Here is a 12,004-nt window from a genome sequence, read left to right as displayed (position 1 = left end):
TAGAAAGAGTAACGGATTGGGCATACATGCGCAAATGATTGAATAAACTAAAAACGATGAAGGGCAATATGGCTATCGTTGCCTTTTGCTTCTTTCTTTAATTTTGCCAAAACGACATCCAGATTTTCAAAACTGGGGGTGTTTTCTTCTCTTCCGGCAGTTAAATGCACAACGGCAGCACTGCAACTCATCAATGGGAAACGTCGAACTTCCCCATGGCGGTCTTTACCTTCTAAAAAACCTTGTTCCCGCGCGCCTGCATCATAGAAACTTTCCACATCACGAGCAAAAGTGGCTAACAGATCAGCAACCTCGCAGTCCACATTCCCGGTGTAAGACTGTTCAAAACCAATAAAGAAATCATCCCCACCAACATGACCGAGGAACACTTCATCACGTTCAAATTTTTTGCGCATCAGCTCTGCAAACAACATGATGGCACGGTCCCCTTGACGAAACCCGTACGCATCATTAAATGCCTTGAAATTATCCAAATCCAGATAGACCAGAACACTTTCGCTATTTTGATCGCTACAGGCTTGTGTGACAAAATTGGCGATGGATGAATTCCCCGGTAATTTTGTCAACGGACTGCAATCGCGGGCCTGCGCCAAATTCTTTTCATTAATCACACGCAATAAAGAACCCGCCGATAGAAAACCAAGATAGCTGAATTCTTTCACGAGAATGATCCCATCCGGGCTTTCCGACAAACTGAAATTTTCCAAGATCGTCTGCGTCCCGGACTGAATGTCCGCCATCGGGCACGGGCTGATAAATTTACGCAACGTCAGTCCGGCTGCCCGGTTGGCAATCAAATCTTTGCCAAACGGTGAATAAGCATATTCCTTCAGCATATGTTCCCGGATGACACCTAACGGACTACCGCTTTCATCAACCACAGGGAAAAATGTCATTTCCTTATTACGGCGGAAAGCTTCAAACACCGTATCCATTGTATCTGTCACTTTCAAAGGCGGGCGGTATTCGATTTGTTCATAAATGATCTGTGTATCATTATCTTTTTCATGAGCTTTACGACGCCCAATATGGACCAGATCGGTATATTGCAGTTTTAAAGAACCAATTTCCCTTTGTGGCCTTTCCACATAATAGCCTTGCACCAAATCACAGCCAATTTCCTTGCAAATAATCAGCTCGGCTTCGTTTTCCACACCTTCGGCAATAACAAAAATCCCAAGGACATGGGCCAAGTCCACAATGGTTGCGACCATCAGCTTGCACTTTTTGTCTTTTTCAATGCCACTGATAAAAGATCGGTCGATTTTGATGAAATCCGGCTGATGTTCATGCAACAGTTTCAAGCCGGAATAGCCGGCCCCAAAATCATCAATTGCCGTACTGTAGTCTTCATCATAATAAAGGGCGAGGTTTTGCGCCGCCTGTTTCATGGACACTTCATGACGTTCCGATATTTCCAAACAAAATGATGACGGCGGCAAACCGACTTCACGCAATAACGCCTTGGTTCCTCCCCGAAAATAATCAGGTGATGCGATAATGCGGTTATCCAGATTATAGAACAGCTTGGTTCGATTTGAGCGTGGTAAAGCAGCATATTTCGTAATGGCAAGGGATCGCATCATCATGTCGAAGCGATGCAAAATTTTCAGCTCTTCTGCACGATCAAAAACTTCAAAAATGCTGGAAACACCAAGTTTTTCATGCCCGCGCAACAAGGCTTCATAACCAAACACGGTTCCATTATTAATATCCACAATCGGTTGAAAAGCATAATCGATCTCGCTTTTTGCAAGTTCCAAATATGCCTTTGCCTCAAAGGTCGGGTCTTCATGCCCCATCGGGGCAATATCATCAAAATCAAACATCAGCGGTTCTGGTTTATGATTATTTGTAAAATCCAAGGGAGCCTCGTTAAGCCTTCTTCTCTATCTGCAAAGAAAGCCATCTGGAAGCCAAGGTCAATTGCGTAACTGCTTCTGTCACAGGACTATAATAAAACTGAAACAGAATAATCACGAGACTCGGACTTTACGTGCATAGGCTCCTTAAACTTATCCTTTGCGTTTACAAATAATCCGGTCATAGTATGCACATGGAAACGAAGTTGAACGAATCGATAACTTTTAGCATCGACAGACAGGTCAGCCTGCTGGCCAATATGACGGCTCAATTCGCTAACACGCTGAATGTTGACGAAACGCTTCGCAATGCCCTGTGTGAAATTACCGATTATATGGATGCCGAAGGCGGGGCGGTCTTTCTCATGGACGAAGCCACCCAAATTATCACCTGTGTCGCTTGTTACGGTGCAACGGAAATCACCGGATTAAAACTAGAATACGGTCAAGGTATTGTTGGAAAATCCGTCGCAAGCAACCAAGGTGCTTTAGTGCGCGATGTTAAAAATGATCCTGATTTTTATGGCGCTATCGACGATCAAACCGGATTTACAACCAAATCCATCCTCTGCGCACCCCTAAGCGTCAAAGACCGTTGCGTTGGCGCCATTGAACTGGTCAATAAGAAAAATGCCGACGACCTGTTCGATGAAACAGATCTCAAGGTCTTGGAAACCCTCGCCTCATCGGCTGCCCTTGCCGTGATAAATGCCCGTATGGCCCGCGCCTTGGTCGAGCAGGAACGCGTGAAACGCGAACTGGAACTGGCCGCAGAAATTCAGCGCCGTTTTCTCCCCGATGCGCACGAGGCCGGCGATACTATTTTCGGTGTGAATAAAGCTGCGCGCGGGGTTTCCGGTGATTTCTTTGATTATTTCAAGCTTCCTGATGGTCGTATTTATTTCGGGCTTGGCGATGTCTCCGGCAAAGGGATCAATGCCGCCCTGCTCATGTCGAAAACGGCTTCCCTGTTTCGCTGTTTAGGCAAAACGGTCCGTGACCCCGGTAAACTTTTAGGTCGCATCAATGCCGAACTTTGTGAAACAGCGACGCATGGCATGTTCGTCACAATGGTTGCCGGGATTTATGACCCCAGACCAGGGTGCGAAGGTTTGATCCGTCTGGCAAATGCCGGTCATGAACCTGTACTTTTATTTCAAAACGATACATTTAATACTTATGGCGCAGGTGGGCCACCTTTGGGGATTGTCCCACCCTTACCCGGCGAAGATGGCGCCTATGAAGAAGTACAACTCTTCCCGCAAGGCGGATCGCTTTATATCTATACCGATGGATTGACCGAAGGCTACACCCTGACAGGTCAACCCCTGACAACAGAGGGCGTGCAGCAAATTTTACGGCAATATACCCATGAAAATTTGACGACCCAATTGGATCAACTTGTCGAGGCTGTTTCCCCTGACCCTAGTGCCTTGCGCGATGACGTAACCGTCCTGGCCCTGACCGATGCCTTGCGCCCCATTCATGATACAGAAACCAAAGTCGGACAAAACGAAACAGATCATAGTGCGGAAAAAGACGGCGATTGGTTGATTGATTTCAAATTCCCAGCCCGCCCCGGTTGGATGAAACTGGCGCGTGCCTGTGTACGTGAATCCTGTCAAAAGGTTGGTTGTAATGAAACAGACACCACCGATATCGTTTTAGCTGTCGATGAAGCCTGCCAAAACGTCATTCGCCATGCTTATGGCGGTCCCAGTGATGAAGAAATAGAACTGACGGTACGGCAACGCCCCGGAAGACTCGTCTTTCGCCTGCGTGATTTTGCACCTATGGTTCCCCCCAGCTTTATCAAACCGCGTGATTTAGAAGATGTTCGCCCCGGCGGACTGGGCACGCATCTGATTCAGGAAGTTATGGACGATGTCCAATATTTACGCCCCTCACAAGGCGAGGGCAACTTGCTGAGATTGGTTAAAAACATAAACGTAAACAAAAAAGGTCCATCCAAACAATGAATATCGAGACAAGAGAAATAAACGACATTGTCATTTTCGAACTGGACGGCGAAGTTGATCTGGAAACCTCGCCAACTTTACGAAAAACATTATTGGCGCGCGTCAATGTCGGAAAGTCCGTCGTCGTCGGCATGAGCGGCGTTGCTTATATCGACAGTTCCGGCATTGCCAGTCTGGTCGAAGCCTATCAAACCAGTCGGCGCAATAGCTCCGGTTTTATCTTGGCCGAAATTTCAGACAGCGCCATGCGCGTTCTACAATTGGCACGACTGGACAAAGTCTTTACAATACAGGCAACAATTGACGAAGCTGTAAGTTCACTCAACAGCTAGAGGGCCGTCTTTTCGGGGATAATGGAACATGAGCGAACAAGAGGCTGAACAAAGCCCGGTTGCAAAAAAAGTAGAAGATATCGGGCGGACCACCATGATCGGTGTATCCGAAATTGGCTATTGCGCCTCTTTGATCTGGGAAAGCCTCTATTGGGCCTTCATGGGGAAGTCCATAGGCCAACCCGTTCGTATGCAATCCTTGTTCGCACAAATGATGGAAACCGGCATCCGTGCTATCCCCATCGTTGCCATGCTAGGGGTAACGGTCGGTATGATGCTGGCCATTCAAGGCATCTATACCATGCGGATTTTCGGGGCTGAAAGCCATGTCACCATCGGCATTGCTTTTTCCGTCGTGCGTGAATTCGCCCCCTTGATTACGGGAATTCTAGTGGCAGGACGATCCGGTTCGGCACTGGCCGCACGCATTGGCATTATGAACATCAATCAGGAAGTCGATGCGCTTTCCGTCATGGGGATTAATCCTGTGCGTTTCCTTGTCGCACCTGCATTACTTGCCATGGTGATCATGGTGCCTTGCCTGACTTTCTTTTCCGATGTAATCGGATTATTGGGGGCCGGGATCTATGTCTCCCTTGATTTAGGGGTCAGCATGGCCGCCTATTGGGATCAGGTCTTTGAATGGCTACGAGTCGATGATGTTATGCACGGTCTGGGAAAAAGCGTGCTTTTTGCCATCTTGATCGCCGTCATCGGTGTGGCCAACGGTGCCGGGGTGCGCGGTGGGGCCGAAGGGGTCGGCAAAGTGACCACCCGCGCCGTTGTTCAATCCATTTCAGCCATCGTCCTGACCGATATGCTGTTTGCGTTCATGGTGACACGATGACAAAACCGACAGAAGCAGAATTACTCGCGCGCCCAAAAGTGATCGAAGTGGAAGACCTCGTCACCCATTATGGCGAACGCATGATCCTGAAAGGGATCTCAATGGATGTGCGCCAAGGGGAAATCATGGTCATAATGGGTGGATCGGGATCAGGAAAATCCACCTTGTTGCGCCATTTAATGAGTCTGGAACATGCCACCTCCGGCACCATGAAGCTTTTGGGCAAGAACATCACCGATCTCAGCCTTAAAGACACATATGCCCTGCGCAAAAAAATCGGCGTTGCCTTTCAGGGTGGCGCTTTATTCAGTTCCATGACCGTTGGTGAAAATATAAAACTGCCGTTGCGTGAACATACCGATCTCGATGAAATGACAATGGACATCATGGCGCGTATGAAATTGGAAGTGGTCGATCTGGCGGGCTTTGAAGATTTAACCCCCAGTGAGCTTTCCGGCGGTATGCTGAAACGCGCAGCGGTTGCTCGCGCCATCATTATGGATCCCAAGCTATTATTTTTTGACGAACCCAGTGCAGGACTTGACCCGGTCGTTGCCGCCCAACTGGATGAATTAATCCTGCGTCTGCGCGATGCAATGGGTATGTCCATCGTCGTTGTCACCCACGAACTGGACAGCGCCTTTCGCATTGCCGATCGTATTACCATGCTAGATCACGGTAATATTTTGATGATTGATACACCGGAAAAAATGAAAAATTCCGACAATACCCGCATTCAAAACCTGCTTAATCGACGTATTGAGGAAGAAGAACTCGATCCCGACGCCTATCTTCGTCGCCTAACCGGAGAGGACAGACAACATGAGCGCCCTTAAAAACGCCAAGATGAACTATATGATCGTTGGCAGTTTTGTCATCGCCTGTATTGTGTCATTGATCATTGCCGTCGCCCTTTTAAGTGGTCGCACGGGGGCGGTCGATACCTACTACACCTATTACGGAAAAGTACAGGGCCTGAAATTTGGCACGCAAGTCGTTTATGAAGGCTATCCGGTGGGACAAATCGAACAAATCATTCCCGAAAAACACAACGGACGCATGCGGTTTAAAATTGAAATGAGTATTGCTGAAGGTTGGGATATCCCGGATGACAGCATTGCCGCTGTATCCTCAGCCGGTCTGCTCTCCGCCCTAACCATCAATATTCGTGCCGGCAACAGCAAAATACCGCTTAAGCCCGGGGATAACATCAGCGGTGTTGAAAATGCCGATCTGTTTGCCGCCATGTCCTCGCTTGCTGAACAAATCAGTTCACTGATGGAAAGCGATGTCCGCCCTCTTTTGCTAAATCTGAATACCGCCGTCAACAGTGCTGCGATCTTGCTGGCAGAAGACGGAAATGACATGGCCAAACAGTTAAAAGGCATTCTTGATCAAATCGGGACACGCACACCCGAAATTGCAGAAAACTTGACCAGCTTCAGTCAAGATCTCAATAGCTCCGGGAACGAATTAACTCAGATTTTATCCGCTTCCAATCGCGAAAAAATCAATCAGACCATCACAGAATTGGGACAAATCGGATCCTCATTACAAAAAGCCGATCATATGATGACCAACATGGATAATATGATTACCAACGGCAAACCCGAAATGGAAAAAGCCGTTGCGGATTTACGCTTTGTTATGGAAACGCTGGCCCGTCATATTGATACAATTTCACAAAACCTTGAAGGCACCAGCCGCAATATGTATGAGTTCAGCCGTCATATCCGACAAAACCCGGGGTTATTGCTTGGGGGCACACCGCCCAAAGACCGGGCAGAATAAAAGGCAGGGGAGAAGATCATTATGAGAAAGTATTTTTTGACAGGTGCGATCATCGGCGCAGCAGCCCTGATTTTATCAGCCTGCACACAACCGGAATTACCCCAAGATCATTATTACAGATTAGAGATCACTCCCCCCAACATCGGTAAACTGAAACTCGACGGTGTGTTGGAAGTCGAACGATTTCGGGCGGACGGCCTGATTTCCGGTCGTCCGATTGCCTATAGTGAAGGCCAAGGTCATCTATCTGAATATCATTACCATTTCTGGGTGGAACCTCCGGTGGATTTGTTACAGGACGCCATGGTTACGTTTTTACGCAAAGCCAGTCTCGCCACCCATATCGTCACACCGGAACTGCGCATGAATGAAGACTACCTTCTGACGGGAAAGATCAAGCGTTTGGAACGCGACCTTTCAGCAGAACCCAAAGTTGTTGTTGAACTGGAAATTGGATTAAAACAAGTTCGTGACGACAAAATACTGGTCCTCAAGACCTACAAACGCGAGCTTGCACAAACGGGGGAAGGTGTGCATGGTAGCGTTGAAACGATCAATCGGGCCTTGTCCGATATCTATACGCAATTCCTCAATGATGTGAGATAACCCGTGCCCAAAATGCCCATCCAACGCCGCCGTGGACGTCATAGCGCCAAATCGCAAAAACCGTCCCTTCCCAAAACCCCGGTGGAAGTCACCATCTTCGGCATCGGTGCAAAAGGCGATGGATTGGGTAAAGACGACTCCGGTCACGGTTTTTTCGTCCCCTATGCGGCGGAAGGCGATGTTCTAAAAGTCCGCGTCACAAGTAAACGTGAAGACGATTATGTCGGTGAAATCAGCGAAATCATCACACCCGGTGAACATCGCGTTGCGGCCCCCTGCCCGCATTACACACAATGCGGTGGCTGTAACCTACAACATATCGACCAAGAAACCTACGCCCATTGGAAAAGCCACAAGGTTGCCGATATTCTAAAACGCAGCCAAATCAGCATCAATCTGGATAAACCTGTTCTTGTTGGCCCCAATTGCCGCCGACGGGCCTCTTTCGCCGTTATGAAAAAGGGCAAAAAGATTATCTTTGGCTTCAATGCCAAAGGCAGCCACCGAATTGAAGAAATCAACCACTGTCTGTTATTAACCGACCCATTGAATGCCCTGATTAGCGCCCTTCGTGATTTAATACCCTTAATTATGAAACGTGAAGGGCGCGGCGATATTATTGTCAATTATCCGGGGGAAACCGCCGATGTCGTTTTTGCCTTGCCCGGCCCGATGGAATTCAAGGCACATCAACACCTGATTACATTTGCAGAAAAATATAATATCGGTCGCCTATCCTGGCAACAAGATGGTAAAGGGACACCGGAAACCATCGTCCAACGCAGCGCTGTCACCACACAGTTTGGGGATGCATCGGTTGAACTGCCAACCAGCCCTTTTTTGCAGCCAAGCAAGGAAGGCGAAGTCGCCCTTGTAGATTTTGCTTTATCTGCCCTGAAGAACGAGAAAAAAATTCTCGATCTTTATGCCGGGTGCGGCAGCTTCACTTTTGCCTTGGCAAAAGTTGGGATCGTTCATGCGGTTGAAAGCCATGCCCCGGCCCTGAAAGCACTGGAATTGTCCGCAGGTCGTGCAGGTTTAGGCGGGCGTATTACCACAGAAGTTCGTGATCTGGACCGTCAGCCTTTAATGGGTAAAGAATTGTCTAAGTTCGATGCGATCCTGTTTGACCCACCGCGTGCCGGTGCCCGCGAACAGGCCCGTTTTCTGGCCGAAAGCGATGTCCCCGTCATCATTGCCATTTCCTGTAATCCGGCAACTTTCGGTCGCGATGCTGCTGTCTTAATTGATGGGGGCTATAACCTTGAACGCGTCATGCCGGTCGATCAATTTACCTGGTCTGATCACGTTGAAGTTGCCGCGATTTTCAGAAAAGAACCCAAATAAAAAATCACCGCCCTTTTCATTCTGCGAAAAGGGCGGTGATATCAATCAGTCCTGATCTTTTTTCCCCGGCCCGCCACTGCGCCCATTGGATAAAAACGCCACAATCCCGCGCAGGGTTTGGACTTCCTGCAAGGTCAAATCAATTCGGGCGAAAATATTACGGATATTGCGCACCATCGACGGGCGTTTTGCTTCAACCCGCAAAAAACCCGAGGCATCCAGTTCCCTTTCTAGATGTTCATAAAAACCGATGACTTCATCCTTGGTTGCCGGACGGGCTGCTTTGCCACGCCCTTCAGGGATATAGCGCCCTTCAGTTTCGTCATTCATGGTGAACCATTCATACCCAATCAGCAGAACGGCCTGCGCCAAATTCAACGAAGCAAAAGCAGGGTTTAACGGCAAATGCAAAATTGCATCGGCCAAGGCGACATCATCATTATGCAAACCTTTGGCTTCTTTGCCAAACAACACGCCTGTCTTTAGACTTCGCGTTGCCAGTTCCACCGATTCTGTGGCCGCTTGACGCGGGGTCACCATCGGTTTGACCATATCACGCGGACGTGCCGTTGTTGCATAGACCGTTTCCAGATCTGCAACAGCATCCGCCGTTGACGTGTAAAAACGCGCACGGTCCAATACCATTGTAGCACCAGAACTGCTTTTTTCCGCCTTCTCGCGGTCCCAGCCTTCGCGCGGATTAACGATCCGCAGATCAATTAAACCACAATTCAGCATGGCCCGCGCCACCATCCCGATATTTTCCCCTAATTGGGGTTCTACCAAGATAATCGCCGGGGCATCATCCCGGCAGAAATCAGCCGCTTCGGATTTGCGGCGACGATCAGTTCCCGCCATAAGCTTTCACACCCGCTTTATACAATCTGTAAACCAAACTATCGCGCAATGCCTCATAAGACGCATCAATTATGTTGGACGACATGCCAATCGTTGTCCATGTATTGCCTTCACCGTCCGCACTTTCAATCATAACCCGCGTAATTGCGCCCGTTGCCTTGTCACCATTCAAGATACGTACCTTAAAATCAACCAGATGCAGTTTTTCCAATTGCGGATAAAACGGGATGAGAATTTTGCGCAAAGCTGCATCCAGCGCATTAACCGGTCCGTTTCCTTCGGCCACATCCATAATCCGTTGATCACCGATATAAAGTTTCACGGTCGTTTCCGACATCTGTTTAACGTGAACGTGTTTTTCATCCCATACCCGTTCATCAATCACGCGAAAAGATTCAAGATGGAAATAGTCCGGCACATTTTCCAGTTTGCGCCGCGCCAGCAATTCAAAACTTGCATCCGCCCCGTCATAGGAATAACCGTTGCTTTCCAGTTCCTTGATCTCATCCAACAGCGCATTCACCTTGGCATCCTTGGGATCAACCTCTAATCCAACTTCGCGGAACTTAGCCACCAGATTAGAGCGTCCAGCCTGATTGGACATAATGATCGTGCGTTCGTTACCGACACTTTCCGGTTTGATATGTTCATAACAGCTCGGGTCTTTTTCAATGGCCGAAACATGCAATCCGCCTTTATGCGCAAAGGCGGACTCCCCCACGTAAGCTGCATTACGGGCCGGGGCGCGATTAAGGCGTTCGTCCAACATCCGCGATACATGAACCAGACGGGCTAAACCATCTTTACTGACACCCGTTTCAAATCCCATTTTCAACATCAGGGATGGCAAAATAGAAATCAGGTTTGCATTGCCGCAACGTTCACCAAGACCATTCAGCGTCCCCTGAATTTGGCGGGCACCGGCACGCACGGCCGCCAGTGAATTGGCAACCGCATTTCCGGTATCATCATGACAATGAATACCCAGATGCGTCCCCGGAATATGTTCCGTTACTTCCCTGACAATTGTCTCAATCTCATCCGGCAAAGTGCCACCGTTGGTATCACACATAACGATCCAGCGCGCCCCTGCCGCGTACGCCGCCTTGCAGCACTGCAATGCAAATTCAGGATTCGCCTTGTATCCATCAAAAAAATGTTCCGCATCAAACATGGCCTCGCCGGCCTTGTCTTTTACATAAGCAATTGAATCGGCAATCATCGCAATATTTTCACTGCGTTCAATTTCTAAAGCAACATCGACCTGAAAATCCCAACTTTTACCAACCAGCGTTACGGTTTTAACACCCGTATTCACCAGCCCGTTCAGCCCCGGGTCATTATCCGCACTGCGCCCGGGGCGCCGTGTCATGCCAAACGCAGACAATATTGCGTTCTTCAGGACGGGCGGCTTCGCAAAAAATTTGTCATCGGTAGGATTGGCACCAGGCCAGCCACCTTCAATATAATCAATGCCCAAACGATCCAGTTCAATAGCAATGGAAATTTTATCGGCTGTCGAAAAATCCACACCTTGCGTCTGCGCCCCATCGCGCAACGTACTATCATAGAGATAGACTCGGTTATCGTTGGTCATCATTTTTGTCCTATTTTTATCGAAGACGGGGAGAATGCAAAATTATTGCCACTTTCTCAAGTGTTCCTTTGATTTTTCATCCATCTTTACACTTTAAAACTTGTATGTTCTTTATACATTTGTATTTATAATAACTGTGGTTTAGAAAACAACTGAACTGATAACCAGAGAATAATAAACGGATAACCGAGAGGACTAAAAAAGTGACGGAGGGCATGAGCCCAGAGTTTAAGGCCTATCAGGAAAAGGTCAAGGGCACCAACATCAGTGAAGAGACACTGCTGGCGACAGATTATCTGAACCACTTCAATGAAGTTGTCATGATGATTGATATGTTGCCGGACATGCCTGACTGCCTTGATATGGTCAAGGAATGGGAACCCAAACCGTACAAAGATCATTTCCGCGACAGCACCATTGCGGATAAAGATCTCGCCGTTGAAGTCTACGACCATGTTCCACCGCTTTATAAACAAGCCTTTGAAGACACCATTGCGCTGGTCGATATGAACATTTTTCAGGCCATTGCAGATGCCGAAGAGGCCTTGGCAACAGGCGATATGGAATATTTACGTTTTAAAGTCAGCGAATCGGCACAAGAAATTCACCGCCTTCAAGACCGCTTAAGCGCCATTATTCACGGCACAGCGGATCTCAGCGGGGAAACCGAAAACGAAAGTCCGGTCACAATGGATCAAAGCGACATCGACGCCTTGTTCAATTAAGACAACCATCTTATATCCTTCAAACATTCAGCTTTTTTA

The 12,004-nt window shown here is 48.2% G+C and carries 11 protein-coding genes; 8 read left to right on the top strand and 3 right to left on the bottom strand.

Annotated features, from left to right (window positions below; translation table 11 throughout):
- Positions 1–47 precede the first annotated feature (47 nt).
- Positions 48–1,886 (bottom strand): GGDEF domain-containing protein, encoded by a 1,839-nt coding sequence (locus ACI0FF_RS04325; protein WP_419798900.1) that lies wholly within the window; start codon positions 1,884–1,886, stop codon positions 48–50.
- Between the two features lie 203 nt (positions 1,887–2,089).
- On the opposite strand from ACI0FF_RS04325, the gene ACI0FF_RS04320 reads away from it, so the two are divergent.
- From ACI0FF_RS04320 to ACI0FF_RS04290, 7 genes are read left to right on the top strand one after another with little or no spacing between them, the layout of a single operon-like run.
- Positions 2,090–3,862, top strand: a complete 1,773-nt coding sequence (locus tag ACI0FF_RS04320) for a SpoIIE family protein phosphatase (RefSeq protein WP_419798899.1) — start codon at positions 2,090–2,092, stop codon at positions 3,860–3,862.
- The gene (locus ACI0FF_RS04315) at positions 3,859–4,194 is read left to right on the top strand and encodes an STAS domain-containing protein (protein WP_419798898.1); all 336 of its coding nucleotides are present in this window, start codon (positions 3,859–3,861) and stop codon (positions 4,192–4,194) included. The genes ACI0FF_RS04320 and ACI0FF_RS04315 overlap by 4 nt, the downstream gene beginning before the upstream one ends.
- Before the next feature lie 28 nt (positions 4,195–4,222).
- The gene (locus ACI0FF_RS04310) at positions 4,223–5,041 is read left to right on the top strand and encodes an MlaE family ABC transporter permease (protein WP_419798897.1); all 819 of its coding nucleotides are present in this window, start codon (positions 4,223–4,225) and stop codon (positions 5,039–5,041) included.
- Entirely contained in the window at positions 5,038–5,877 is an 840-nt protein-coding gene (locus ACI0FF_RS04305; protein WP_419798896.1) for an ABC transporter ATP-binding protein, read from the top strand. Before ACI0FF_RS04310 ends, ACI0FF_RS04305 begins: the two co-directional genes overlap by 4 nt.
- Positions 5,864–6,832 carry an MlaD family protein gene (locus ACI0FF_RS04300; RefSeq protein WP_419798895.1) on the top strand — a complete coding sequence of 323 codons (969 nt, stop codon included), beginning with the start codon at positions 5,864–5,866 and terminating at the stop codon, positions 6,830–6,832. The genes ACI0FF_RS04305 and ACI0FF_RS04300 overlap by 14 nt, the downstream gene beginning before the upstream one ends.
- Before the next feature lie 21 nt (positions 6,833–6,853).
- A complete protein-coding gene (locus ACI0FF_RS04295; protein ID WP_419798894.1) occupies positions 6,854–7,438 on the top strand; it encodes an ABC-type transport auxiliary lipoprotein family protein in 585 nt (194 codons plus the stop codon).
- A gap of 12 nt (positions 7,439–7,450) precedes the next feature.
- Positions 7,451–8,785, top strand: a complete 1,335-nt coding sequence (locus tag ACI0FF_RS04290; protein WP_419799689.1) for a class I SAM-dependent RNA methyltransferase — start codon at positions 7,451–7,453, stop codon at positions 8,783–8,785.
- A 45-nt stretch (positions 8,786–8,830) separates the two neighbouring features.
- Here ACI0FF_RS04290 and ACI0FF_RS04285 read toward each other — a convergent pair whose 3' ends face one another.
- Both ACI0FF_RS04285 and cimA read right to left on the bottom strand, forming a co-directional pair.
- A complete protein-coding gene (locus ACI0FF_RS04285; RefSeq protein ID WP_419798893.1) occupies positions 8,831–9,643 on the bottom strand; it encodes an RNA methyltransferase in 813 nt (270 codons plus the stop codon).
- Positions 9,630–11,240, bottom strand: a complete 1,611-nt coding sequence (gene cimA, locus ACI0FF_RS04280; RefSeq protein WP_419798892.1) for a citramalate synthase — start codon at positions 11,238–11,240, stop codon at positions 9,630–9,632. The genes ACI0FF_RS04285 and cimA overlap by 14 nt, the downstream gene beginning before the upstream one ends.
- 215 nt (positions 11,241–11,455) lie before the next feature.
- On the opposite strand from cimA, the gene ACI0FF_RS04275 reads away from it, so the two are divergent.
- Positions 11,456–11,965, top strand: a complete 510-nt coding sequence (locus ACI0FF_RS04275) for a hypothetical protein (RefSeq protein WP_419798891.1) — start codon at positions 11,456–11,458, stop codon at positions 11,963–11,965.
- The last annotated feature ends 39 nt before the right edge of the window (positions 11,966–12,004 follow it).

Origin of the sequence: Terasakiella sp. 4MB5A (genome assembly GCF_050058155.1) — a bacterium.
GTDB lineage: Bacteria > Pseudomonadota > Alphaproteobacteria > Rhodospirillales > Terasakiellaceae > Terasakiella > Terasakiella halodenitrificans.
Note: the sequence above shows the minus strand (reverse complement) of the source record. Positions and strands in the feature narration are given on the sequence as shown.